A 25,357-nucleotide genomic window follows, 5' to 3' on the forward strand; every position below is an offset into this window, starting at 1 on the left:
ATTTTTGAAAACCGTTACGGTCTGCGGCGCTTCGTTTGGATATACCGCTCGAGCCGGTCGAGCCCTTCTTTGAGCACATCGAGCGAATAAGCGTACGACAGGCGGACATGGCCTTCACCGTATTCGGAAAAGGCGCTGCCGGGAACGAGGGCGACCCCGGCGTTTTCGACGACATCGAGGGCAAAATCAAACGAAGACATGCCAAAGGCGGCGATTGACGGAAACAAGTAAAAGGCTCCATCCGGCTTCTCAACCGGCAGCCCCATGGCGGTGAGACGATGATAGGCATACTCAAGCCGTTCGGCGTAAGCGGCGCGCATCGCCTCGGCGTCGTGTTTGCCGGCGGTCAGCGCCTCCACCGCCGCTTTTTGGCTGATCGATGACGTGCACGAGACGCTGTATTGGTGCACTTTCACCATTTGTTCAACGGCGAACGCTGGAGCGAAGACAAACCCGATGCGCCAACCGGTCATGGAGTGCGATTTGCTTAAACCGTTGATGACGATCGTCTGCTCCGGCAGCCACTCGGCGATCGAGTGATGGCGTCCGTGGTAAACGAGCTCGCTGTAAATTTCATCGGAAACGATCCAAATCGGCCGTCCTTTCAAAAGGGAAGCGATGTTCTCAAGCTCTTCGGCTGACAGCGCCGTCCCGGTTGGATTTGATGGGTATGGAAGAACGAGGCAGCGCGTCTTTTCCGTCAAATAAGGCGCAATGAGCTCAGCCGACAGACGGAAACCGTTTGGCCTTGTGTCGATGTACACCGGTTTCGCCCCGCACAGGCGAATGAGCGGTTCATAGCCGGGATAGACTGGTGCGGGAAGAAGCACTTCTGTCCCTTCTTCTAAAATGGTGCGAAACGTAATATCAAGCGCCTGGCTGGCGCCGACGGTGGCGATGACTTCATCCGGCGTGTAGCGAAGGCCGTACTTGTCAGCGACGAATTGGCAAGCCGCCTGGCGCAGTTCCAGCAGGCCGGCGTTCGCTGTATACGTCGTGAAATCGGCGGCGATCGCCTCCTGAGCGGCTGCTTTGACATGATCGGGCGTTGGGAAATCAGGCTGGCCGATCGTCAAGGAAACAAGTCCCGGCCGGTCGGCGACAAGGTTGAAAAATTGGCGGATGCCTGATAACTGAATGGCTTGAACACGTGGTTGAATGAGGTGTTTCACGGTTGTCCACCTTTCTTTTTTGTTTCTATTGTACCATTGGCGAGGAAAACGAAAAAACAAAAATGAGCCCCTTTCCGTCCAGATTGTTCCCACAAACGGAAATGGGGCTCACTTGGTCATCGACGATTCACTTTCCAACTTCGTTCGCTCCTTTTACGCGCCGTATTTTTTCAACAGGTCGTTATATTGGGCGGAAAGCTTGAAAAACAACGGCTTGTTGCCGGCCGCGAGCGCTTCATCAATTTGTTCCATCAGTTTTTTTCTTTGAAACTGGAAGATCGCTTCTTTCAGCACTTGTTCGGCCATCGGCCCGTAGCTGCTTTTTTCTTCCGGCTGGTTGAACAAAACGGCGCCTTCATTCGGGTATTGTTTTTCGTACATGATTCAGTCCCTCCCATATGGGAACGAAACAGTTCCCTTTCTTATATTATCGTCGTTTTTGATGCTAATGTAAAGAAAATTTAGATAAATATTTTTTGTCAATTTTTTCTCTACATGATTTTTATACCCGTTTTTTGTTGGGACTTAACAGTTTTTCGGTTATGATAAGAGGAGAACAAGGCAAAGGTGAGGGCGATGATTCGCACGTGTGTCGTGACAAAAGAATTTGAGATTTTGTATGATGTTGACTTAACGCTTGTCAACAGCCCGGACGTCTCATGGTATTGGGTTGACTTTCATGAGCCGACGGATGAGGAATCGGCGCTGCTCGCCTCCTTTTTCCGTTTTCACCCACTGGCGATTGAAGACTGTCTCGAATATGTGCAGCGGCCGAAGCTCGATTTTTATGACCGCTACTTGTTTGTTGTGCTTCATGCCATTGCCGGAATGACGCTGGAGGCTGAGGAAGTCGATTTGTTTGTCGGGCAAAATTTCATCGTTTCGTTTCATAAGTCGGCCATTCACGCGGTCGATGAGGTGTGGGAGCGATTGAAGCATGAAGAAGATGTTCAGCAGGGGCCGTTTCACGTCATGTACCGGCTGATCGACAAGCTTGTGGATGATTATTTTCCACCGCTTTACCATATTGAAGACGTGCTGAACGATTTAGAGGAGAATACGAACAATGAACCGATTCACGACATTATTGAAAAAGTGTTTGACATCCGCGGCGATTTATCGAAGCTGCGCCGAACGATCGTGCCGATGCGCGACTTGTTGTACCGCATCATCCATTCCGACCGGCTGCAGCGCATGAAAGAACGGCAGCTGTACTTTCATGACATTTATGATCATTTGCTGAAGCTGTCGGAAATGATTGAGACAAACCGAGAAATTACCGCGGATATCCGCGACAGCTATTTATCGCTCAACTCGAATCGAATGAACAATATTATGATGACATTTACAGCCATTACGACCATTTTCATGCCGCTCTCCTTTATTGCCGGCATTTATGGGATGAACTTTGATTATATGCCTGAATTGCACTGGAAGTACGGATACTTTGTTGTATTGGCTGCCATGGCGGTGATCGGCATGACGATGTTCGTCTGGTTTAAGCGCAACGGCTGGTTTCAGTTGTTGAAAGGCGACTGGGCGAAGGAGGAGCGGGAGCGCCGCCAGTAGCCGTATAAAACGGGCTGTTCCCCTCATATATATAATTACATAATGACGGCAGCGTAAGCGCGAAGGAGGGGAACCGATGGCAAGAGGAATTTGGGGAGTCGACTCGGCGCAAGCCGTAACGGATCAGCTGTTTCAATGCGTGCGGACGGAGCTTGGCTATCCGAAATTTTGGGGCCGTTATTTGTCGGAAGTGCCGAACGTGTCCGAAGGGTTGACACGCGACGAGATCGCCCGCATCCGCAGCTATGGCGTGAAGGTGCTGCCGATTTATAACGCCTTCCGCGAAGCGGTCGGCTATGCGAACGGTCAGGTGGCGGCGCGCAACGCGGTGTTCCATGCGCGGCGGCTCGGCATTCCGAAAAATAAACTGCTGTTTGCCAACATCGAAGACTTTTTCGCTGTGGATGCCGCTTGGATCGCTGCTTGGGTGGAAACGCTCTATCCGACCGGATACCGGCCGGGGCTGTACGCGGACCCGACGAAAGGGGATTTCGCCGCTGCCTATTGCGAGGCGGTCAGCCGGAACAACCAAGTGGCGGTGCAGGCGGTCATTTGGAGCGCCGCACCAAGGCCGGGAACGACGAAAGAGCAGAAAGCGCCGCGCTATCAGCCGGCTGCCCCGCCTTGCAGCGCGAATGTCTGGGTGTGGCAGTACGGGCGTGATGCAGAAGTCTGCCCGGTTGACACGAATTTAGCTGACCGACGCCTATTGGACTTTTTGTATTGAACAAAGCCGTTGCAAAAAAAGGCAGCGGCTTTTTTATGCGGCTGGGAAATTGTTGGCTGTTGCGCGTCTTTTCTTTTAATTTTTTTGCTTGGATCGATTATATTAGTAATAGGAAAAAAGGAGGATGTCAGTCGGTTGGGGAAAACGGAACGATGATCGAAAGGAGAGGGAATATGGATCGATCTGTCGCCTCACTGTTGGATCGCATCCATGAACAATACGAACGATGGAGGACGGGACCGCCGCTTGACGGTGTGGAATTGGCCCGATTTTTCAATGCTGTCGGCCGGACGGCGGCGGTGATTGGCCTTAGCGACATCGCTGCTGAAGCAGAGCGGCTCATTCACCGGTTGAACGGCCAAACGGAACGGCAATGGACAGCGGAGGAGGCGCTGATGGAGATGGTTCCTCTCCTTCGCTGCTTCTATGAAGCCGGGGAAGCGGCTTCTGCCACCATTCCCTCTTCGCACCGCCAAGGGCCGAAAGCAGCGATTCTCCTCTGTGGAAATGATCCCCTGTTTTTTGCTTACGTCCGCGGCGCCCTGCAAACCGTGCCATGGCGTTTCACGACGATTCCCTCCCTTGAGCAGGCGGCCGCGTCGATGTTTCGTCTCAGCCCGGATTGCATCATCGTCAGCGTGAAGGAGGGAGAGTGGGAGAATCCGGACTTGACGGTTTTGCTTGAGCGCGCCGGACAGCGCCCCTATCTTCCTGTTGTCATTGTGAGGAGAGACGAGGGCAAAGAGGGGCGGTTGAAAGGTTATGAGCTTGGCGCGGATGATGTCATCACCACCCCAGCGGCAGATGAGCTGTTCGTTCGCGTTCGCCGGCTCATTGAAAAAAAACGAAAAATCGATGACCTTGTGCTCATTGACGAATTGACAGGTGTGTACAACCGGAAGTATTTGCCGCGGGTATACGCCCGCCTTCGGAGCGACCTCGAGCGTTACGGAGCGCCAAGCTGTTTGGCGTTGCTTGATTTGGACCATTTCAAACAAGTCAATGACCGTTTCGGCCACCTTGCAGGCGATGCGGTATTGCAAAAGCTGGCTGCCTTTTTGCGCCAACATACACGTGGAGTGGATACCGTCGTTCGCTTTGGGGGCGAAGAGTTTGTCGTTTGGCTGGCCAAAACGTCCAAAAGCGAGGCTCGTGCAGTGCTTGAGCGGCTGCAACGCCAGTTCGCCGCCGAAAAAATCGAGGCGGATGGCGCACTTCTATCATGTACGTTTTCCGCCGGCCTGGTTGAGTGCGATGAACCGGATCGGCCGCTTGACTATTGGCTGCGTCTGGCCGACAAGGCGCTGTATGCGGCGAAACGAGGCGGCGGCAATCGGATCGAAGAGGCGGCGCGTGAGAAAAGCGGTTCTTCGGATGAGGCCCCAAGCCAAGCATCAACGGATCGGCGGCGATGGGCGATTGCCATCGTAGACGACGATGAACTCGTGCGGATGATGATTGCTGATCTTGTCCGCAAGCTCGTCAATGAGCAGGGGAGGAAAGCAGACATTTACGAGTTTGGCGACGGCCTTTCGTTTCTCGAATCTCCGTTTTATCAAAGCGGGCGGCAATCTGTCGTCATTTTGGATCGGGTGATGCCAAAAATGGACGGCCTTGAGGTGCTGAACCGCCTCCGTCAAGAGCGAAAGCCATACAAGGTGATGCTGCTAACGTCGCGCCAAGATGAGCGGGATATTGCCCATGCGCTGAACCGAGGAGCGGACGAATATGTGACAAAGCCGTTCAAATGGTTTGAACTTGAGGCGCGGCTGCGCCGGCTGCTGAAGGAGCTGGATGAGTGATGGCGCTGTTGGTCGTCTTCACGGCAGCAATCGCTTTGTTTGCGGTGTTGATCGTTTTGTTCCTCTATCTCGTGGTGCGCAAATGGCGGGAAAACCGGCGCCAAGCCCGGCTGCGAGTTTATAAGGAACGGCATCGGCTTTGGTTGCTTCGGTATCTGCTCGGCGAGGAGGAACAGATGCTTTTGCCGGCTTCCCCTCTTGAGCGTGAAGCGATGATGGAGCTTCTTGACCATTTTGCTTCACTCTTGAACGGAGAGCAAGTGCAGGAGCGAATTCGAACATTGGCGGAGATGCATTTCCAAGGATGGCTGCATCGAAGGCTGTCAAGCCGTCATTGGAGCGAGCGGATGAACGCGCTGTTTTTGATCGAGGATTTGCAGGTGAAGGCGATGCTGCCGGAGATGGAGCGGCTGTATCGCTCCAACCGGGTGACGAAAGGTGAGGCGGCGAAACTATTGGCCATTTTCGCCCAATTTGATTACAGCCCAGTGATTGCATATGTGCTCGAACCGAAATATAAGTTAACGGAGTTTTCCTATCGGGTCATTTTTGGCCATATGAGCGAGCGGCTTCTTCGACAGGTGGAACAGCGATTTGATGAGCTGCCGCGGGCAGGGAAATGCGCGTTCATCGATATGATCGGCATCCGTCGACGAGGGGAGCGATCGTTTTTGCTGGAGCTGTTGGCATCAGATGAGTTGGAGCTTCGTGTTCGCGCGCTTAAGGCGATGGCAGAAATTGGCGTTTCAATTGAAGCGACAAAGCTTGATCGCCACTTGCGCTCGCCGCATTGGCAAGAGAGGCTGATGGCAGTCCGTCTTGCCGGAAAATGCCGCGAAGAATGGTTGCTTCCCTTGCTCTATGAGCGGCTGGCCGACCGTTCATTCGCCGTTCGTTCGGAAGCGGCTGCCTCCATCGTGCGCCTGCCGGGCGGCCGGGCGATGCTGCATAAAGCGGCGTGCACAGCGGAGGACCGTTATGCCCGTGACATGGCGAAGCAATGGATTGGAGAGGAGGGGTGATGGTGGAAGGGGGGCAAGCGTTTCTATCGGCTATCGGGCATGTCGTGCTCATTTATATGGCTGTCGTTCTCGCCTTTTATACGTTTTTGCTTGTGGTAGCTTTCATTCACTTGCGCCGCACTCGTCGTCTTGACGATTGGGAGCCGTATGAAGAATTGCTCGATGCCAGCTACGCAAAACCGATATCGATCCTTGTTCCAGCTTATAATGAGGAAGCCGGCATCGTTGGTTCGGTTCGCTCACTGCTAGCCATCGAATACCCGGAGTATGAAGTCATTGTCATTAATGATGGGTCGACTGACAAGACACTTAAGCGGTTGATCGATCATTTTCATCTGAAGCCGGTCTATCGCGTCATTCGCCATCAGCTGGCGGCGAAGGAAATCAAGGCGGTTTACCAGTCGCCCGATTACCCGCATTTGTTTGTGCTGGATAAAGAAAACGACGGGAAAGCCGATGCATTGAACGCCGGAATCAACGCCGCCCGCTATCCATACATTTGCTCCATCGACGGCGATTCTGTTCTTGAGCGGCGCGCGTTTTTGAAGGTGATGAAACCGATGCTTGAATCCGACGGAGAGGTCATTGCTTCTGGAGGGACGGTCCGGATCGCCAATGGCTGTCGGATTGAACGCGGTGAAATCGTCAAGGTCGGTTTGTCGCGGCGGCCGCCTCGGCTTAAGCCGCCATAACTTGCTGCTCATCGTTTCTGGGGCATTCGGCGTTTTTTTTAAGCCGTGGGTGATCGAAGCAGGCGGATATACGGATACAGCTGGAGAGGATATGGAACTCGTTGTGCGCCTGCATCGACTGGCGCGTGAAAAAAACGAGGAGAAAAAAATCATCTATATCCCCGACCCGGTTTGCTGGACAGAAGCGCCGGAAACGTATGGGGATTTGCGGAGGCAGCGGCGGCGCTGGCATCGCGGGCTTTTGGAAAGCTTATGGATGCATCGATCGATGCTATTCAATCCAAAATATGGCTCAATCGGCCTTCTTTCGCTGCCGTATTTTTGGTTCATTGAGCTTCTTGGTCCGATCGTTGAATTGATGGGCTATATTGTCGTTGTTTTCTCCTTATTTCTCGGAAACTTGTACGTCGAATTCGCTCTTCTTTTGCTGACGGTTTCGGTTTTGTACGGTTCGCTGTTATCAGCAGCAGCCGTCTTGCTTGAAGAGTGGACTGAGCGGAAGTTCCCGAGCATCTCTGATTTGGTGAAGCTGTTTTTCTTCGCGTTGACTGAGACATTTTGGTACCGTCCGCTTACCGCTTGGTGGCGGTGCGAAGGGGTGATCGACGCTGTTCGCCGGAAAAAGCAATGGGGGAGCATAAAGCGAAAAGGAGTGTCGGTGTAAACATAGGTAGAGAATAGAGCGAAAAGGGTGCGCCTCGGCTTGACGAATCAGTGCATGTCTCCCCAAGTGATCGTGATCGAACCCAAAGAGGAATATTCACGAAAACATGATGAATTCAAAGAGAAAAGCCAGGTCACGGCTCGGCGTCCGCTTAATAGCGGTCGCCGAGCCGTTTAAATACGGGTCTTGTCAGCCGTTTCGGCTTTTGTTCCGGCTTTTCCTTCAGTCCGGTGTAGGCGATGAGAATGGCTTTTGCCTCTGACAGCGGCATCCGAGCTGGAGGGTTGCGGTATGAATCGTTGAGAGAGCCAAGGTGCGGAAGGGCGGCGAAATCTTGTTTTGTCGGTGGGATGTGGAAGTAGTAGTCGCCGACGGCGACAAGCACGTCGGATTGCTGTTGGCTGTATCTCGGATTGCGGGAAAAATGGAGGCCCACTTTTTTCGCCTTGCCCTCCTCAAGCAGCTTCTCGATCGCTTTTTTCTTCAGAAGATAAAGAAACGAAGGGTTCAATGCTGTTTTGGCATGGCGGTTGACGGTAAAAATCGCTTTGGCAATATTGTCGACCGTCAATTGCACCGGTTTCATCGGCATGTCTCCTTTTTTCTTTCTATTATAACATAGGAAGCGGTGTTGTTGCCCGGTTTGTCCTACTTCTATCCGGGGGTAAGCGAAAAAACGGTCAACTCCGGCGGAGCGAAGAAGCGAAGCGGCACCCTTGTTGTGCCAAGGCCGCGGTTGACGTACAACAAGAGTCCGCCGACGTGGTAAAACCCTTCATAATACCGCTCAGACAACGGCGGCGTGATGAGCGGTCCGATAAACGGCAACTGAATTTGCCCGCCGTGGCTATGGCCGGAGAGTTGAACGTGAATAGGGAAGCGGCGAGCCTCAATGGCACCGTCCGGCTCATGAACGAGGGCGATCGTATATGTCGCCCGAGGAATGCCGTTCGTCATTTTCGACCAGTCCGGGCGTCCGAGCATCATATCGTCGCTGCCGGCGATAGCGATCGCGTCATGGCCGCGCCGGACGAGTGCATGCTCATTGACGAGAACGCGGAACCCGGCTCGTTCCATCAATCGACGGTAAATATCTGTCCCGTAGCCGCCGTGATCATGGTTTCCGTAAATGCAAAATTTTCCAAGAGGAGCACGGACGCCAGCCAACGCCTCAGCGACCGCGTTGACGTGCGGATACCGGTTCGCCTCATGGAGCAGATCACCTGTGAATACGACGAGATCGGGCCCGAGTTCGTTGATGCGGCCGATAATGCGGTAAAAGCGTTTCAAGCCGTAATAATGGCCGAGATGGAGATCACTGAACTGCAGCAGCTTGACGCCGGCAAACGACTTTGGGATCAGCGGATGCGACAGCGCATGGTGCGTCACGGTCAGCTCGGCTGGCTCAATCCAGCGGGCGTATCCAGAGGCGGCTGCCATCGCCAGCGCTGCGCTGAAACTTGTGCGCGCCAGCTTTTTCAAAAAGGCGCGCCGGCTTAGTTTGGTTGTTTCGATATGGTGCATCGTTTCGCCGTCCTTTCACAAGCAGCTTTATTATAACGAAAAGAGAGGGAAAAGGACAATAGGAGGACTAAGATGTTCGAATATTCCACTATTTTATGATATGATAAAAATGAATGAGTAATCAGTCATAGGAGGAGAAATGGATGAACGGAAAAGTGATCATTGTGACCGGCGGGTCGAGCGGAATGGGGAAATATATGGCGAAGCGGTTTGTTTCTGATGGGGCCAACGTCGTCATTACGGGAAGGCGGGCCGAGGCGCTCGAAGAGGCCAAGCGGGAAATCGCCGCGCCGGATGGAGGGAAAGTGCTTACGATCCCGATGGATGTGCGCAACCCGGAACAAGTGGCGCACATGGTGGAGCGGACTGATGCGGAATTCGGCCGCATCGATGCCCTCATCAACAACGCGGCTGGCAATTTCATTTGCCCGGCGGAAAAGTTGTCGATCAACGGCTGGAACAGCGTCATTAACATTGTGTTAAACGGCACGTTTTACTGCAGCCGGGAAGTCGGCAACTACTGGATTCAGCGCGGCTTGAAAGGGAACATTATCAACATCGTTGCGACATATGCCTGGCATGCCGGCGCCGGGGTCATTCATTCAGCGAGCGCCAAGGCTGGAGTGCTGGCAATGACGCGCACGCTTGCTGTGGAATGGGGGAAAAAGTACGGCTTCCGCGTCAATGCGATCGCTCCCGGACCGATTGAGCGGACCGGCGGGGCGGAGCGGCTTTGGGAATCAGAGGAAGCGGAGCGGATGACGTTGGAAAGCGTGCCGCTCGGGCGGCTCGGGACGCCGGAAGAAATCGCGGCGGTCGCTTCGTTTTTGCTTTCGGATGAAGCCGCTTACATTAACGGCGCTTGCATCACAGTCGACGGCGGCCAATGGCTGAACCGGCGGCCGTTTTAATCAAATTTGCCATAAAGCAAGATGGTCCTCACCCAAAAGGGATTGCAGGCGGTATTTCTTCATTTATCGCGGGCAACCGGCTCATTGCACGCAACGGCCTTTGTCACAAGCGGATTCCCTGCTGTCAGGGGAGCCGCTTTTTTTACGAGTCAGGAACGATTGGGCAATTATGCTATAATAAAGGCAAAGATGGTCGATGGGGATGAGGTGAACACGATGGATGCATTAGACGTGATGGCCAACTTGCCGCACGTGATTCCGCACTATCAACCGATTTTCAGCGCCGATGAGCATGGGGTCGTCGGCTATGAAGTGCTCGGTCGGTTTCAAACGGAAACAGGGCCGGTCAGCCTTGGGCCGTTTTTTCACGATGAAACCATTCCAGAAGAATTTCGCATCGAAGTGGATGATGTGATCACGAAAAAAGCGCTCGACTATTTTCTGTCGCTTGATGATCAAACGCTGCTCATTTTTTTAAACCGCGACGCCAACTTGCTGATGCTTGACCGCGGCGAGTCGTTTTTGCAGCTGCTTCTCTCCTATGAAGCGAAAGGGTTGGCCCCAAGCCGCATCGTTTTGGAAATCAACGAGCAGCATTTCAAGGGAGACGTCGATCAGCTCAGCCATTTATTGACGTATCTTCGTACATACGGCGTTAAAGTGGCGGTCGACAACATCGCCGAACATAGCATTCATCTTGAGCGAATCGGCGTCTTGTCGCCTGACATTTTAAAAATCGATTTGCGTGAATTGCGGAAAACGTCCGTTCATCAAGCATACCAGGAAATCGTTCACTCGATTTCGCTGTTGGCGCGCAAAATCGGAGCGACGCTCCTGTATGAGGACATCGAAACGTCATTTCAGCTTCAGTATGCTTGGCGGCATGGCGGCCGCTATTATCAAGGGTATTATTTGGCCAAGCCGGCGCCAGAGGTTGTGCCGCGCGATTTGTTGAAAGACTTGCTCCGCCAAGAGTGCCATCGCTTCATCCAGCAGGAAAAGAAAAAGCTTGAAACGCTGTATCAAATTGCTGAGCAGTTTCAGCAGCGGATCAGCGCGCTGCTTGGCAAATACAAAAAAGCCGCCGATTTTAACGAGCTCATTTCCCTGTTGGCCGGCGAGCTCGACGATGTTTGCTTCCGCATTTATGTTTGTGATGAGGACGGCTTCCAGCAGTCGGGCAATATGTTCAAGCGCGGCGGCCGGTGGGAGCTTCAGCCGCAATATTATATGAAAAACTGGAGCTGGCGCCCGTATTTTTTGGAAAACATTATTCGCATGCGCTCGCGCCGAAGAGGGATTTTGTCCGATTTATACACGGATATTGAAACAGGGGAAACGATCCGGACGTATTCGTATCCGATCGATGAGCGCCATTACTTGTTTATTGACTTGTCGTACAGCTATTTGTTTGAGCATGACGCCCATTATTGACTGCATAAAATCGCCTCATTGCGGCAAAGTAAACATGAGGTGAAACTTATGGCACAGTTAACTTTTGTGTTATCCGCCCTCTCTGTATTGATCGCGGTCATTGGGTTCGTCTATACGGTTCGCCTCGGACGCCAACAGCGTTGGCAAGGGGAGCTTGACGGGCCGATTCCGAAAACGGTCGAGGAGCATGCCTACTTGCGCAACCCGGTGTTCCTCGCTTACGTACTCGCTGTCTTGCTCGCCATTTTTGCCATTGGTTATTTGGCGTTGCGCTATTATTGAAAAAAAGGCCATTCCATTCATATGGGTGGCCTTTTTGCCTGTCCGCAAATGACGCTTTTTTCCACGACTTTTTTCCTTTGCCGGCGAATATATATGGAAGCGGAAGAGGCAAAGGGGGAATGGAGATGACGAAGCGGCTGCCGACAAGGCTGTCGGGCGAGGAAGCGGCGTTATTGCTTGACGTTTTGTTCAGCCAGCAATATGCACTCGAGCTCATCCGCTCCGAGCTGGCGGATATCGAAAACGGAGACAAGGAGGTCGATGAACACCGGTACCGGCAGCTGTTGCGTTTATACGACCGACTGTTGACAGAGGAAGAGGAAGGATAAAAATTGTTGTGCACTATCGCTATCGCAGGAAGCGATAGTCTTTTTTATGGTATGATAACAATGTGGAGAGGAGAAGATGCAGAAGAAAGGCGGAACATCGGCATGACATGGGAACACAATGAATTCATGCAAATGACTGTCAAGCCATTTCTGATTCCGGCGGATAAAGTGGCGCATGTGCAGCCGGGAAATTATTTGGATCATGCGCTGCTCGTCCTGACGAAAACCGGCTATTCAGCGATTCCAGTTCTCGATACATCGTATAAACTGCATGGGCTCATCAGCATGACGATGATGATGGATGCAATTTTAGGATTGGAGCGCATCGAATTTGAACGTCTCGAGACGATGAAGGTCGAAGAAGTGATGAACCGAAACATTCCGCGCCTGCGGCTTGACGACAGCCTGATGAAGGCAGTGGGGCTTATTGTCAATCATCCGTTCGTGTGTGTGGAAAATGACGACGGATATTTTGCAGGCATTTTCACTCGACGGGAAGTACTGAAGCAACTGAATAAACAGCTGCACAGGCCTAATGGCGGCCGGAAGCTAGGCCGAAAAGAGGCTGAACAATGAGCAGAAAGATAATCGTGTGCAATAACAAGAGCAGCTGGCTTTGGCTGATCAGTTCGGAAGCTGCGTGGCAACTTCCGCAAGTGCAAGCCTTCGAGAAGATATTTACAGCATTTTGCTCGATGAATTTGTGCTTGTCACAATGATCTCTGTTTTGCTAAAGTAAAAAAGAATACAGGTGTAAAGGAGGATATCGCCCATGAAGATGATGGACGCCAATGAAATCATTTCCTTTATTCAAAACAGCAAAAAATCGACACCAGTCAAAGTATACATAAAAGGGGATCTCGAAGGCATCGATTTCGGCTCAAGCGCCAAAACATTTATCACGGGCAACGTCGGCGTCGTGTTTGGCGAATGGCAAGACATTCAAGCGGCAATCGAAGCGAATCAAGACAAAATCGAGGACTATGTCGTCGAGAACGACCGCCGCAACTCGGCCATTCCGCTCCTGGATTTGAAAGGCATCAAGGCGCGCATTGAGCCGGGCGCCATCATCCGCGACCATGTCGAAATCGGCGACAACGCCGTCATTATGATGGGAGCGGTCATCAATATCGGCGCCGTCGTCGGCGAAGGAACGATGATCGACATGAATGCGGTGCTCGGCGGCCGGGCGACGGTCGGGAAAAACTGCCATATCGGCGCCGGCGCGGTGTTGGCAGGCGTGATCGAGCCGCCATCAGCCAAGCCGGTCGTCATTGAAGACGATGTGCTCGTCGGGGCGAATGCCGTTATTTTGGAAGGCGTCACGGTCGGCAAAGGAGCGGTTGTGGCTGCCGGCGCCGTTGTTGTCGAAGACGTGCCGCCGTATACGGTCGTGGCCGGCGTGCCGGCGCGCGTCATTAAGCAGATCGACGAGCAAACGCGGGCGAAAACGGAGATTAAGCAGGAGCTTCGCCAATTATAATCATCATAAAAGCTGTCCCTTCACACGAGGACAGCTTTTTTGCCCATGGAGGAGAGACGATGTCTGCGATCAGCCCATTTGTCGCCATTCGCCGCGACTTGCATCAAATTCCGGAGCTTGGGTTTCAGGAGTTTAAGACGCAGCAATATTTGCTTCGCTATATCCAGTCCCTGCCGCAAGAGCGGCTTCAAGTCCGGACGTGGAAAACGGGGATTTTCGTCAAAGTCAACGGAACATCGCCGCGCAAAACGATCGGCTACCGCGCCGATATGGACGGGCTGCCGATTCGCGAGGAGACCGGCTTGCCGTATCGGTCGAAACATGAAGGGCGCATGCACGCGTGCGGCCACGATGTGCATATGAGCATCGCTCTTGGTGTGCTCACCCATTTTGCTCATCATCCACTGAAAGACGATTTGCTGTTTGTATTCCAGCCGGCCGAGGAAGGACCGGGCGGAGCAAAGCCGATGTTAGAAAGCGACATCATGCGGGAATGGAAGCCGGATATCATCGTCGCCTTGCATATTGCGCCGGAATATCCCGTCGGCACGATTGCAACGAAAGAAGGGTTGCTGTTTGCCAATACGTCGGAGCTGTTTATCGATCTGAAGGGGAAAGGTGGCCACGCGGCGTTTCCGCATTTAGCGAATGACATGGTCGTCGCCGCCTGCGCATTGGTGACGCAGCTGCAGTCGATCGTCGCCCGCAACGTCGATCCGCTCGACAGCGCGGTCATTACGATCGGAAAAATTGCCGGCGGGACGGTGCAGAACGTCATTGCGGAGCACGCCCGGCTCGAAGGAACGATTCGGACGCTGTCGACTGCAGCGATGCAGAAGGTGAAGCGGCGGATTGAAGCGATCGTGCATGGCATTGAAGTCGCGTACGAATGTGAAGCATCCATCGATTACGGTGCCATGTACCATGAAGTGTATAATGATCCGGATCTGACAGCGGAATTTATGAAGTTTGCCAAGGCGCACGGCGGCGTGAATGTGATCCGTTGCAAAGAAGCGATGACTGGCGAAGATTTCGGCTATATGCTGGCGGACATCCCGGGTTTTATGTTTTGGCTTGGCGTCGCCTCACCATATGGGCTGCACCATGCAAAACTGGCTCCGAACGAGGAAGCGATCGACCGCGCCATCGCGTTTTTAATCGACTATTTTTCATGGAAAGGAAACGCAGAATGAAGTATAGTTCCGCCTCTAGCAACACACATTAATGAGTGTGAGGAGGTGGATTGTGATGGCGAAAATTGGTGTTGAGCCATCGTTGACGGACGTACAGGAAGCGTTGAAAGAGCGAGGATATGACGTTGTGCCGCTCCGAGGGGAGCAAGACGCAAGAGGCTGCGACTGCTGCGTCATTACCGGCCTGGACGCCAATATCGCCGGCATTCACAACATCGTGACGTCCGGTCCGGTCATTGAAGCGAGCGGGCTCACCGCAGAAGAGATTTGCCAAAAAGTCGAAGAAAAACTTCGCTGATGACGAACGTTCGGGCTGTGTGCGCTGGCAGCCCGCTTTTGGGCGAAATGGCAAAATCGCATAGCGTAAAGGAATGGTGGAAAAGGAACGAAGAACGTTTTCGTTCCTTTTTCTTTTTTGCTAAAATAAGGGGAAGAAACAATGCTTGATCAACGATGGAGGAGTGTCAATGAAAAAGAAACAGTTTGCCGTCATCGGCCTCGGGCGCTTTGGCGGCAGCATCTGCCGGACGCTGAGCGAACAAGGGATGGAAGTATTGGCCATCGATATTGATGAAGACCGGGTAAACGAATTTGCGTCGATCGCTTCGCACGCCGTCGTCGGCGACACGACCGATGAAAACGTGCTGAAAAGTTTAGGCATCCGCAACTTCGACCATGTCATTGTCGCGATCGGCGACAACATCCAGGCGAGCATTTTGACGACCCTGATTTTAAAAGAGCTCGGCGTCAACCATATTACGGTCAAGGCAACGAACGATTACCATGAGAAAGTGCTGAAAAAAATCGGCGCTGACCAAATCGTGCATCCAGAACGGGACATGGGCGAGCGGATCGCCCACAACTTGATTTCCAACAACGTCCTAGATTATCTGGAGCTGTCGGACAAATACAGCATTGTCGAAATCGTGGCAAGCGAGCGGCTTGACGGCCATTCGCTTTTGGAGCTTGACATCCGCGCCCGCTATGGCATCAACATCGTCGCCATCAAGCGTGGAACAAGCGTCATCGTCTCCCCGCTCGCCTCGGAAATCATCCGCAAAGGCGACGTGTTGGTCGTCATCGGCGCTGACAGCGACATTGACCGGTTTGAGGAAAAAGTGGTCGGTTGACGGCTGGCAGGCGGCCTGTGCATGATGATGACGGAAAAAGGGCATCCTTTTACAAGGACGCCCTTTTTTCTTTAGATTTCCATGATGATCGGCAAAATCATTGGCCGCCGTTTCGTCCGCTCGTACAAGAACGGAGCGAGCGTTTCCGTAATTTCGTTTTTGATCTCCGACCATTGGTTCGTTTTCCGTTCCAGCACTTTTTCGAGATGCTTGGAGATCAACACTTGCGCTTCGCTGATTAAGTCACCTGACTCACGCATATAGACGAAGCCGCGAGAAATAATGTCCGGGCCGGCGGCGATTTTGAACTCTTTCATGTTGATGCTGACGACGACAATCACGAGCCCTTCCTCAGACAAAATGCGGCGGTCGCGCAAGACGATGTTGCCGATGTCGCCGACACCGCTGCCGTCGATGTAGACGGAGCCGGACGGGATCTTGCCGACGATGCGCGCTTCTTTGTCGCTGATGCCAAGCACTTCGCCGTTGTCCATAATAAAGCAGTTTTCCTCCGGCACGCCGCAGTCGATGGCGAGCTTGGCGTGCATTTTTTGCATGCGGTATTCGCCGTGGATCGGCATGAAATATTTCGGCTTCATCAGCCGGATCATCAATTTTTGTTCTTCCTGCCCACCGTGGCCGGACGTATGGATGTCGTTGAGCGGGCCATGGATGACTTCTGCGCCGGCGCGGTACAGCATGTTGATTGTCCGGTTGACGCTCACCGTGTTGCCCGGAATCGGCGATGAGGAAAAGACGACCGTGTCGCCTGGGATGATTTGAATTTGCCGGTGCGTGCCGTTGGCGATGCGCGACAAGGCGGCCATCGGCTCCCCTTGGCTGCCGGTGCATAAAATCGTCACCCGGTTGGCCGGCAGGCGGTTGATTTCGTTCGCGTCGACGAACGTGCCTTTCGGACATTTGATATAGCCGAGGTCTTGTCCGATCTCAATCGCCGCTTCCATGCTTCGACCGAAGACAGCGATTTTTCGGTTGTTGGCGACGGCTGCTTCCGTCACCTGTTGGAGACGGTGGATGTTTGATGCAAATGTGGCGAAAATGATGCGTCCTTCCACCTTGCGGAAAATGTCGTGAATGCTTTCACCGACGCGCCGCTCCGACATCGTAAAATGCGGGATCTCGCTGTTCGTGCTGTCCGACAGCAGGCAAAGAACTCCTTCTTTCCCAATTTCGGCCATTTTTGTCAAATTGGCCGGCTCGCCGACCGGCGTAAAGTCGAATTTAAAATCCCCAGTGTGAACGATTTGCCCGACTGGCGTTTTCACAACAATACCGTAGCTGTCCGGAATGCTGTGTGTCGTCCGGAAAAAGGTGACGGCCGTTTTTTGAAAGCGGATGACATCGTCTTCGCGAATCTCAATGAGTTTCGCTTGGCGCAACAATCCATGTTCCTCAAGCTTATTGCGAATCAGCCCAAGCGCTAATTTGCCGCCGTAAATCGGGATGTTCACCTGCCGGAGCAAATACGGAATGCCGCCGATATGGTCTTCGTGCCCGTGGGTGATGAACAGTCCTTTCACTTTGTCCGCGTGCTTCACTAAATAGGAGTAGTCTGGAATGACATAGTCGATCCCGAGCAGCTCATCTTCCGGAAACTTAATGCCTGCGTCAATGACAATGATTTCGTCTTGGAATTGTACGCCGTATGTATTTTTTCCAATTTCACCCAGTCCGCCGAGGGCAAAAACGCCAACTTGCTGATCTGTCAACAGCTTCATGATGAAATCTCCAATACTTGAAAGTTCGGGCTTTTCTTTTCGTATTCTAGATGCGCTCCCTCTAACGGCTGAATATACTCAATATTGATCGGACGGCCTTCGAGTTTTCGGCGTACATCCCGCTCTGATTCTGCTTCGATGTAGAGTGTTTTCGTTTTTTCTCTCACGGGCGCCTCGTCTGCGTTTTCTTGGTAAAACACTTTGAAAATCATCGTGAAATCTCTCCTTATCGTACAATGGTTGCTCTATCTATTATATAAGAATGTAACTTTCTTTTCATGTATTTTGTTGCCAAAAGCAAAAAACAGGCGTGAGATGTGCCGACGATATGCATCATCTTTGACGAATGTTGCCCGCTTTATTCGCCAAAGTGGGAAAGAAGCCCTTCGAATGGAAGGGCTGTTGTTGTAACGGTCAGGCGATCAATTTTTTCCGGAGCAGGTCTTTCCACTGTTGAAGCAGCTTTTTTTTCAGCTTTTTCAACATGTTTCATCACTCCTTACCTTTTATTGTACTCATTTTGCGGCGAAAGTAAATGTTCTATTATATATGATATGTAGGCGGAGGTTTGTTTTTCATGGGTAAAAATGGAACAGATCGTGCCTCTTGGTTGACATTCCGGGCGTTTTTCAGTACGGTAGACAATGAACAATTTTTTAACAAGGGGAAGTGAACGTGGGCAGAAAAATCGTCTTTTTCGACATCGACGGCACGCTTCTTGATGAGCAAAAGCAGCTGCCGCTGTCAACGATCGAAGCGGTTCGCCGCCTGAAGCAGTCGGGCGTTTATGTCGCCATCGCCACCGGACGCGCTCCGTTTATGTTTGAGCATGTGCGCAAACAGCTTGGCATCGATTCGTTCGTCAGCTTCAACGGTCAGTACGTCGTTTTTGAAGGGAACGTGTTATACAAGCAGCCGCTCCGGCGCGAGAAAGTCAGGGCGCTGACAGAGGAAGCCCACAAAAACGGCCATCCGCTCGTCTTTATGGATGCGGAGAAAATGAGAGCGAGCATCGGCGACCATCCGCACATCCACGTCAGCATGGCGAGTCTAAAATTCGCCCACCCGCCTGTCGACCCTCTTTATTATGAGAACAAAGACATTTATCAAGCGCTTCTGTTTTGCCGCGCCGAGGAAGAAGAACCGTATGTGCGCAACTATCCCGAATTTCGCTTCGTCCGTTGGCATGACGTCTCGACGGATGTGCTGCCGGCAGGGGGCTCGAAGGCGGAAGGCATCCGCATGATGATCGAAAAGCTCGGGATCGATAAGAAGGATGTGTACGCGTTCGGCGACGGATTGAATGACATTGAAATGCTCTCGTTCGTCGGAACCGGGGTGGCGATGGGCAACGCCCATGAGGAAGTGAAAAGGGTCGCCGACTTCGTTACGAAACCGGTCGATAAGGAAGGCATTTGGTACGGATTGAAACAGCTGCAGCTCATCCGATAAAAAGCGGCCTTGGCCTTTTCGGCGAGGCCGCTCGCCATTGACAGCGGGCTTTTTAGCGCCCGATTGGAATCGCCCCGTCCGGCACTTGAAACGGGTCATCGGGGTTGATGCGGTCATAGAACATAATGCCGTTTAAATGATCGATTTCATGTTGGAAGACGATGGCCGGCAGCCCTTTCAAGCGCAGTGTGACTTCTTCGCCGTCGATCGTCGTCCCAGTGACCGTGATGCGGGCATAGCGCGGCACATACCCTGGCACGTCGCGGTCGACCGACAGGCAGCCTTCCCCGGTCGTCAAGTAACATTGCTGGACGGAATGGCTGACGATTTTCGGATTGAACAAGGCGTAGCTGTACAGCGTCCCGTTTTCATCGGTGACATGGACGGCGATCATCCGCTTTGAGACGTTGATTTGCGGGGCGGCAAGGCCAATGCCGGGCCGCAGGCCGTATTTAGCTGCCAGCTCCGGGTCTTGGCTCATTTTCACGTAGTCAAGCAAGCTTTGCAAAATGCGCTTATCTTCCTCTGAAGGCGGCAACGGAACGGGTTCGGCGATTTTCCGCAATGTCGGGTGCCCCTCTTTGATGATGTCCTTCATCGTGATCATTCGCTTCGTTCACTCCCTACGTTTGGCATCGCTGTCTATCGTTTAGTCTAACAAAATGAGCATCGATCGTAAATAAAAACGCAACCGCACGAATATATTATTCGAGTATAAGGAAAACAATAAGACAAATTCGAGAAAACGTTTTCATTATCTTGTCAAGCCACTGTGTGTTTTATATTTTGTGAAAATATAATACAGAACTCATACAGATGGTGAGGAATGTAATATAACAGTTTGTGGGCGGAATATTGCCAATTCCAATTTCACCCAAAAAATAAAGCGAAAAAACATGAGAAATCAAAGTCGTTGACGGTTGATCCAAGAACGTGTAAACTAAAACTTGCAAATGCATATTGTACTAATTCAGTCTTGAAAAATAGTGAAACAGATTTCGGCGCCTTTGTTGCTTGTGTTGGCGCCGGATGGCGGCCGTTTTTTATTTCTCTTTCATTTTGGGTACATTAATAGTATATGGGCGAATGTATTCTCATTTCTAAAATTTCTAATGAAAGGCAGAGGTGAATAACATGGGTGTGAAAACCTCCCAGTTTCGATTTGCGGAGCAGCTCGAGAAAGTAGCCGAGCAGTTCCCGACGTTTCAAATTTTGAATGAAGAAGGCGAAATCGTCAACGAAGAGGCGATGCCGGAGTTAAGCGATGAGCAGCTGAAAGAGCTGATGCGCCGCATGGTGTATACGCGCATACTCGACCAGCGCTCCATTTCGTTGAACCGCCAAGGCCGACTCGGGTTTTACGCGCCGACCGCCGGGCAAGAAGCGAGCCAAATCGCCAGCCATTTTGCGCTTGAGAAAGAAGATTTCATTTTGCCGGGATATCGCGACGTTCCGCAAATCATTTGGCACGGGCTTCCGCTTTATCAAGCGTTTTTGTTCTCGCGCGGCCACTTTCATGGCAACCAAATTCCTGAAGGCGTCAACGTCTTGCCGCCGCAAATCATCATCGGCGCCCAATACATTCAAGCGGCCGGCGTGGCGCTCGGCTTGAAAATGCGGGGCAAAAAGGCGGTGGCCATTACATATACCGGCGATGGGGGCACATCGCAAGGCGACTTTTATGAAGGGATCAACTTCGCGGGGGCGTTTAAGGCACCGGCCATCTTTGTTGTGCAAAACAACCGCTTTGCCATCTCGACGCCAGTGGAGAAGCAAACGATCGCCAAAACATTGGCGCAAAAAGCGGTCGCTGCCGGCATTCCGGGCATTCAAGTCGACGGCATGGATCCGCTTGCGGTCTACGCCGCGGTGAAAGCAGCCCGCGAACGCGCCATTAACGGCGAAGGGCCGACGCTCATCGAAACGCTTTGCTTCCGCTACGGTCCGCACACGATGTCCGGCGACGATCCGACGCGCTATCGTTCGAAAGAACTCGAAAACGAATGGGCGAAAAAAGACCCGCTTGTCCGCTTCCGCAAGTTTTTAGAAGCGAAAGGTTTATGGAGCGAAGAGGAAGAAAACCGCGTCATCGAGCAGGCGAAAGAGGACATCAAGGAAGCGATCAAAAAAGCGGACGAAACGCCGAAACAAAAAGTGACCGACTTAATCAGCATCATGTTCGAAGAGCTGCCGGCGAACTTAAAAGAGCAGTATGAAATTTATAAAGAGAAGGAGTCGAAGTAAGCCATGGCGCAAATGACAATGGTTCAAGCGATCACCGATGCGCTGCGCATCGAGATGAGAAACGATCCGAACGTGCTGGTGTTTGGCGAAGACGTTGGGGTCAACGGCGGCGTATTCCGGGTGACCGAAGGGCTGCAAGCTGAGTTTGGCGAAGAACGTGTGTTTGATACGCCGCTGGCCGAATCGGGGATCGGCGGTTTGGCGATCGGCTTGGCCTTGCAAGGGTTTCGCCCAGTGCCGGAAATTCAGTTTTTCGGGTTCGTCTATGAGGCGATGGATGCGATTTGCGGACAAATGGCGCGCATCCGCTACCGCACTGGCGGCCGCTACCATGTTCCGATTACGATTCGTTCGCCGTTTGGCGGCGGCGTCCATACGCCAGAATTGCACTCAGACAGCTTAGAAGGACTCGTCGCCCAACAGCCGGGCTTGAAAGTCGTCATCCCGTCGACGCCGTATGATGCGAAAGGATTGCTCATCTCGGCGATCCGCGACAACGACCCGGTTATTTTCCTTGAGCATTTGAAACTGTACCGTTCGTTCCGACAAGAGGTGCCCGAAGGAGAGTACACAATTCCGATCGGCAAAGCAGACATTAAGCGTGAAGGGAAAGACATTACGATTATCGCGTACGGGGCCATGGTGCATGAATCGTTAAAGGCGGCGGCAGAATTAGAGAAAGAAGGCATTTCTGCCGAAGTCGTCGACTTGCGCACCGTGCAGCCGCTCGATATTGAGACGATCATTGGTTCGGTCGAAAAAACGGGCCGCGCCATCGTCGTTCAAGAAGCGCAACGGCAAGCCGGCATCGCCGCCAACGTCGTTGCTGAAATTAACGAGCGCGCGATTTTAAGCCTTGAGGCGCCTGTATTGCGCGTCGCCGCGCCGGATACCGTCTATCCGTTCGCTCAAGCAGAATCGGTGTGGCTGCCGAACTTTAAAGACGTGATCGAGACGGCGAAAAAAGTGATCAACTTCTAATGTGGACAAGTCCGGGGGAGCGAAGCGCCTTCCCCCGCTCATTTTCGGCAAACGATAGGAGGTCGACCTACAGTGGCATTTGAATTTAAGCTGCCGGACATTGGCGAAGGCATTCACGAAGGCGAGATCGTCAAATGGTTCGTCAAGCCGGGCGATGAAGTGAACGAAGACGACGTGTTGTGCGAAGTGCAAAACGACAAAGCGGTCGTCGAGATCCCATCTCCTGTCAAGGGGAAAGTGCTTGAGATTCTCGTCCCGGAAGGAACGGTGGCGACGGTCGGGCAAACGCTCATTACGCTCGATGCGCCGGGCTATGAAAACATGACGTTTAAAGGACAAGAACACGAAGAAGTGAAAAAAGAGGAAAAAGCGGAAACGGTGTCGAAAAAGGAAATGGTTGAGACCGCTGCTCCGAGCGCACCGGCGGCCGAAGCGGAAGCCGACCCGAACCGCCGCGTCATCGCGATGCCGTCTGTGCGCAAATATGCGCGTGAAAAAGGCGTCGATATCCGCCTCGTCCAAGGCACGGGGAAAAACGGCCGCATTTTGAAAGAAGATATTGATGCCTTCCTCGCCGGCGGCGCGAAAGCCGCGGCTGAGCCGACGCCGCAAGCGGCGGAAGAGAAGGCAGCGCCGCAAGCGCCAGCGGCGAAACCGGTTGTGCCGGAAGGCGAATTCCCGGAAACGCGCGAGAAAATGAGCGGCATCCGTCGGGCGATCGCCAAGGCCATGGTGCATTCGAAACATACGGCCCCGCACGTGACGCTGATGGACGAAGCCGATGTGACGAAGCTTGTTGCTCACCGAAAAAAATTCAAGGCCATTGCCGCGGAAAAAGGCATCAAGCTGACGTTCTTGCCGTATGTCGTCAAAGCGCTTGTTTCCGCGCTGCGTGAATATCCGGTGCTGAATACGTCGATCGACGATGCGACGGAGGAAATTATTCATAAGCATTACTACAACATCGGCATCGCCGCTGATACGGATCGAGGGTTGCTCGTGCCGGTCATTAAACATGCCGACCGGAAGCCGATTTTCGCGCTGGCGAAGGAAATCAACGAACTCGCTGAAAAAGCGCGCGAAGGCAAACTGATGCCAAACGAAATGAAAGGCGCATCGTGCACGATCACGAACATCGGCTCAGCCGGCGGGCAATGGTTTACGCCGGTCATCAACCATCCGGAAGTGGCGATTCTTGGCATCGGCCGCATTGCCGAAAAACCGATCGTCCGCGACGGTGAAATTGTCGCTGCTCCGGTCTTGGCGCTCTCGTTGAGCTTTGACCATCGGATGATCGACGGAGCGACGGCGCAAAAAGCGCTCAACCATATCAAGCAGCTGTTAAGCGATCCAGAATTATTATTAATGGAGGCGTAAAACGATGGTAGTTGGCGATTTTGCAATTGAAACAGAAACGCTCGTCGTTGGCGCCGGCCCTGGCGGCTATGTCGCCGCCATCCGCGCCGCACAGCTCGGCCAAAAAGTGACGATTGTGGAAAAAGGAAATTTGGGCGGCGTCTGCTTAAACGTCGGTTGCATCCCGTCCAAGGCGCTTATCTCGGCAAGCCATCGCTACGAGCAGGCGAAGCATTCCGAAGAGATGGGCATCAAGGCGGAAAACGTCACGGTTGATTTCTCGAAAGTGCAAGAATGGAAAGCGAGCATCGTCAAAAAATTGACGGGCGGCGTCGAAGGACTTCTCAAAGGCAACAAAGTCGACATCGTCAAGGGGGAAGCGTACTTCGTCGACGCCAATACGGTGCGCGTGGTCAACGGCGATAGCGCGCAGACGTATACGTTTAAAAACGCGATTCTGGCCACCGGTTCGCGTCCGATCGAGCTGCCGAACTTCAAGTTTTCCGGCCGCATTCTCGACTCGACCGGTGCGCTCAACCTCGGGGAAATCCCGAAATCGCTCGTTGTCATCGGCGGCGGCTACATCGGCATCGAACTCGGTACGGCTTACGCCAATTTTGGTGCGAAAGTGACGATTCTTGAAGGGGCCGGTGAGATTTTATCCGGCTTTGAAAAGCAAATGGTGTCCATCATTAAGCGCCGTCTGAAGAACAAAGGGGTCGAAGTTGTGACGAATGCGCTCGCAAAAGGAGCCGAAGAGCGTGCAGACGGCGTGACGGTCACGTATGAGGCGAACGGCGAAACGAAAACGATCGACGCCGACTATGTGTTGGTGACGGTCGGCCGCCGACCGAATACAGATGAACTTGGTCTTGAACAAATCGGCATCAAAATGACGAACCGCGGCTTGATTGAAGTGGACCAACAATGCCGGACAAGCGTGCCGAACATTTTCGCCATCGGCGACATCGTTCCAGGCCCGGCGCTTGCTCATAAAGCGTCGTATGAAGGGAAAGTGGCGGCGGAAGCCATCGCCGGCCATCCGTCGGTAGTGGATTACATCGCCATTCCGGCTGTGGTCTTCTCCGATCCGGAATGCGCCTCGGTCGGCTACTTTGAACAACAGGCGAAAGAGGAAGGCATCGACGTCATTACGGCGAAATTCCCGTTTGCCGCCAACGGCCGCGCTCTGTCACTCAACGATACGGACGGTTTCCTGAAGCTTGTCGTCCGCAAAGAAGACGGCGTTGTGATTGGAGCGCAAATCATCGGCCCGAACGCCTCGGATATGATCGCCGAGCTTGGGCTGGCCATTGAAGCCGGCATGACGGCGGAAGATATCGCGTTGACGATTCATGCCCACCCGACGCTTGGCGAAATCGCCATGGAAGCGGCGGAAGTGGCGCTTGGCACGCCGATTCATATCATTGCGAAGTAACGGAAAACGAAGGTGCCCCAAACACAGCGGGGCACCTTTTTCCTGCGGTGCAATAAGCAGGGAACATCATCCAGAAGCAAGATGATTGGCAGAAAAGAAATGAATCTGCGGCGACAGCTGTATGTTCGCCTGTTGCTGCGCCCGGTCGACAGTCTTTTGTCCAAAGGAGCGGCCTGGTCCATTTCTTGTCCAATTTCCCATACTATTTTCCGC

26 protein-coding genes and 1 pseudogene are annotated in these 25,357 nt (G+C 52.9%); 19 read left to right on the plus strand and 8 right to left on the minus strand.

Going from position 1 to position 25,357, the window contains the following annotated elements:
• Positions 1-14: 14 nt before the first annotated feature.
• Both GT3570_RS04880 and GT3570_RS04885 read right to left on the minus strand, forming a co-directional pair.
• Positions 15-1,172, minus strand: coding sequence for an aminotransferase A (locus GT3570_RS04880; protein WP_011230535.1), 1,158 nt, complete (start codon positions 1,170-1,172; stop codon positions 15-17).
• Positions 1,173-1,325: 153 nt separating this feature from the next.
• Positions 1,326-1,553 (minus strand): IDEAL domain-containing protein, encoded by a 228-nt coding sequence (locus GT3570_RS04885; protein ID WP_011230536.1) that lies wholly within the window; start codon positions 1,551-1,553, stop codon positions 1,326-1,328.
• 195 nt (positions 1,554-1,748) lie between these two features.
• Between GT3570_RS04885 and corA the strand changes: the two genes are divergently transcribed.
• The 5 genes and pseudogenes from corA to GT3570_RS04910 all read left to right on the plus strand — a co-directional run bounded on the left by corA (position 1,749) and on the right by GT3570_RS04910 (position 7,648).
• Positions 1,749-2,741, plus strand: coding sequence for a magnesium/cobalt transporter CorA (gene corA, locus GT3570_RS04890; RefSeq protein WP_011230537.1), 993 nt, complete (start codon positions 1,749-1,751; stop codon positions 2,739-2,741).
• A gap of 76 nt (positions 2,742-2,817) precedes the next feature.
• A complete protein-coding gene (locus tag GT3570_RS04895; RefSeq protein WP_011230538.1) occupies positions 2,818-3,468 on the plus strand; it encodes a glycoside hydrolase domain-containing protein in 651 nt (216 codons plus the stop codon).
• Between the two features lie 173 nt (positions 3,469-3,641).
• Positions 3,642-5,270 carry a diguanylate cyclase gene (locus GT3570_RS04900; protein ID WP_031212924.1) on the plus strand — a complete coding sequence of 543 codons (1,629 nt, stop codon included), beginning with the start codon at positions 3,642-3,644 and terminating at the stop codon, positions 5,268-5,270.
• The gene (locus GT3570_RS04905; protein WP_023634201.1) at positions 5,267-6,292 is read left to right on the plus strand and encodes a HEAT repeat domain-containing protein; all 1,026 of its coding nucleotides are present in this window, start codon (positions 5,267-5,269) and stop codon (positions 6,290-6,292) included. Before GT3570_RS04900 ends, GT3570_RS04905 begins: the two co-directional genes overlap by 4 nt.
• A pseudogene (locus GT3570_RS04910) lies at positions 6,271-7,648 on the plus strand (glycosyltransferase family 2 protein). The gene GT3570_RS04905 and the pseudogene GT3570_RS04910 overlap by 22 nt, the downstream one beginning before the upstream one ends.
• Positions 7,649-7,799: 151 nt before the next feature.
• On the opposite strand, the gene GT3570_RS04915 reads toward GT3570_RS04910, so the two are convergent.
• A complete protein-coding gene (locus tag GT3570_RS04915) occupies positions 7,800-8,234 on the minus strand; it encodes a YkyB family protein (protein ID WP_014195334.1) in 435 nt (144 codons plus the stop codon).
• 68 nt (positions 8,235-8,302) lie between these two features.
• The gene (locus GT3570_RS04920; protein WP_020278634.1) at positions 8,303-9,172 is read right to left on the minus strand and encodes a metallophosphoesterase; all 870 of its coding nucleotides are present in this window, start codon (positions 9,170-9,172) and stop codon (positions 8,303-8,305) included.
• Between the two features lie 143 nt (positions 9,173-9,315).
• Here GT3570_RS04920 and fadH point away from each other — a divergent pair, with 143 nt between their 5' ends.
• From fadH to GT3570_RS04965, 9 genes are all read left to right on the plus strand, one after another.
• Entirely contained in the window at positions 9,316-10,083 is a 768-nt protein-coding gene (gene fadH, locus GT3570_RS04925; protein WP_011230544.1) for a 2,4-dienoyl-CoA reductase, read from the plus strand.
• A 216-nt stretch (positions 10,084-10,299) separates the two neighbouring features.
• A complete protein-coding gene (locus tag GT3570_RS04930; RefSeq protein ID WP_033012407.1) occupies positions 10,300-11,517 on the plus strand; it encodes an EAL domain-containing protein in 1,218 nt (405 codons plus the stop codon).
• A 48-nt stretch (positions 11,518-11,565) separates the two neighbouring features.
• Positions 11,566-11,799 carry a hypothetical protein gene (locus GT3570_RS04935; RefSeq protein WP_011230546.1) on the plus strand — a complete coding sequence of 78 codons (234 nt, stop codon included), beginning with the start codon at positions 11,566-11,568 and terminating at the stop codon, positions 11,797-11,799.
• Positions 11,800-11,924: 125 nt separating this feature from the next.
• Complete coding sequence (gene abbA / locus GT3570_RS04940; protein ID WP_013145903.1) at positions 11,925-12,128, plus strand: antirepressor AbbA; 204 nt, start codon at positions 11,925-11,927, stop codon at positions 12,126-12,128.
• Positions 12,129-12,230: 102 nt separating this feature from the next.
• Complete coding sequence (cbpB, locus tag GT3570_RS04945) at positions 12,231-12,704, plus strand: cyclic-di-AMP-binding protein CbpB (protein ID WP_011230548.1); 474 nt, start codon at positions 12,231-12,233, stop codon at positions 12,702-12,704.
• A 196-nt stretch (positions 12,705-12,900) separates the two neighbouring features.
• Entirely contained in the window at positions 12,901-13,611 is a 711-nt protein-coding gene (dapD, locus tag GT3570_RS04950) for a 2,3,4,5-tetrahydropyridine-2,6-dicarboxylate N-acetyltransferase (protein WP_011230549.1), read from the plus strand.
• A gap of 59 nt (positions 13,612-13,670) precedes the next feature.
• Positions 13,671-14,804 carry an N-acetyldiaminopimelate deacetylase gene (locus GT3570_RS04955; protein WP_011230550.1) on the plus strand — a complete coding sequence of 378 codons (1,134 nt, stop codon included), beginning with the start codon at positions 13,671-13,673 and terminating at the stop codon, positions 14,802-14,804.
• A 55-nt stretch (positions 14,805-14,859) separates the two neighbouring features.
• Complete coding sequence (locus GT3570_RS04960) at positions 14,860-15,102, plus strand: YkuS family protein (RefSeq protein WP_011230551.1); 243 nt, start codon at positions 14,860-14,862, stop codon at positions 15,100-15,102.
• Between the two features lie 169 nt (positions 15,103-15,271).
• Positions 15,272-15,934: a potassium channel family protein gene (locus tag GT3570_RS04965; protein WP_011230552.1), complete on the plus strand. Its 663-nt coding sequence runs from the start codon at positions 15,272-15,274 to the stop codon at positions 15,932-15,934.
• A gap of 71 nt (positions 15,935-16,005) precedes the next feature.
• On the opposite strand, the gene rnjA is transcribed toward GT3570_RS04965, so the two are convergent.
• The 3 genes from rnjA to GT3570_RS19030 all read right to left on the minus strand — a co-directional run bounded on the left by rnjA (position 16,006) and on the right by GT3570_RS19030 (position 18,166).
• Positions 16,006-17,673, minus strand: coding sequence for a ribonuclease J1 (gene rnjA / locus GT3570_RS04970; RefSeq protein WP_011230553.1), 1,668 nt, complete (start codon positions 17,671-17,673; stop codon positions 16,006-16,008).
• Positions 17,670-17,885, minus strand: coding sequence for a DNA-dependent RNA polymerase subunit epsilon (locus GT3570_RS04975; RefSeq protein WP_011230554.1), 216 nt, complete (start codon positions 17,883-17,885; stop codon positions 17,670-17,672). Before GT3570_RS04975 ends, rnjA begins: the two co-directional genes overlap by 4 nt.
• Before the next feature lie 146 nt (positions 17,886-18,031).
• Positions 18,032-18,166 (minus strand): hypothetical protein, encoded by a 135-nt coding sequence (locus GT3570_RS19030; RefSeq protein ID WP_014195339.1) that lies wholly within the window; start codon positions 18,164-18,166, stop codon positions 18,032-18,034.
• A gap of 176 nt (positions 18,167-18,342) precedes the next feature.
• Here GT3570_RS19030 and GT3570_RS04980 point away from each other — a divergent pair, with 176 nt between their 5' ends.
• A complete protein-coding gene (locus GT3570_RS04980; protein WP_020278630.1) occupies positions 18,343-19,125 on the plus strand; it encodes a Cof-type HAD-IIB family hydrolase in 783 nt (260 codons plus the stop codon).
• 52 nt (positions 19,126-19,177) lie between these two features.
• On the opposite strand, the gene def is transcribed toward GT3570_RS04980, so the two are convergent.
• Complete coding sequence (gene def, locus GT3570_RS04985) at positions 19,178-19,732, minus strand: peptide deformylase (RefSeq protein ID WP_011230557.1); 555 nt, start codon at positions 19,730-19,732, stop codon at positions 19,178-19,180.
• A 527-nt stretch (positions 19,733-20,259) separates the two neighbouring features.
• Here def and pdhA point away from each other — a divergent pair.
• The 4 genes from pdhA to lpdA all read left to right on the plus strand — a co-directional run bounded on the left by pdhA (position 20,260) and on the right by lpdA (position 25,144).
• On the plus strand, positions 20,260-21,369 hold the full coding sequence (gene pdhA / locus GT3570_RS04990; protein WP_014195342.1) for a pyruvate dehydrogenase (acetyl-transferring) E1 component subunit alpha: 1,110 nt from the start codon (positions 20,260-20,262) through the stop codon (positions 21,367-21,369).
• Positions 21,370-21,372: 3 nt separating this feature from the next.
• The gene (pdhB, locus tag GT3570_RS04995) at positions 21,373-22,350 is read left to right on the plus strand and encodes a pyruvate dehydrogenase complex E1 component subunit beta (protein WP_011230559.1); all 978 of its coding nucleotides are present in this window, start codon (positions 21,373-21,375) and stop codon (positions 22,348-22,350) included.
• Between the two features lie 72 nt (positions 22,351-22,422).
• Positions 22,423-23,727, plus strand: a complete 1,305-nt coding sequence (locus tag GT3570_RS05000; protein ID WP_013145897.1) for a dihydrolipoamide acetyltransferase family protein — start codon at positions 22,423-22,425, stop codon at positions 23,725-23,727.
• A 4-nt stretch (positions 23,728-23,731) separates the two neighbouring features.
• Positions 23,732-25,144 (plus strand): dihydrolipoyl dehydrogenase, encoded by a 1,413-nt coding sequence (lpdA, locus tag GT3570_RS05005; protein WP_011230561.1) that lies wholly within the window; start codon positions 23,732-23,734, stop codon positions 25,142-25,144.
• Positions 25,145-25,357 lie beyond the last annotated feature (213 nt).

This window comes from Geobacillus thermoleovorans (genome assembly GCF_001610955.1).
Taxonomy (GTDB): Bacteria; Bacillota; Bacilli; order Bacillales; family Anoxybacillaceae; genus Geobacillus; species Geobacillus thermoleovorans.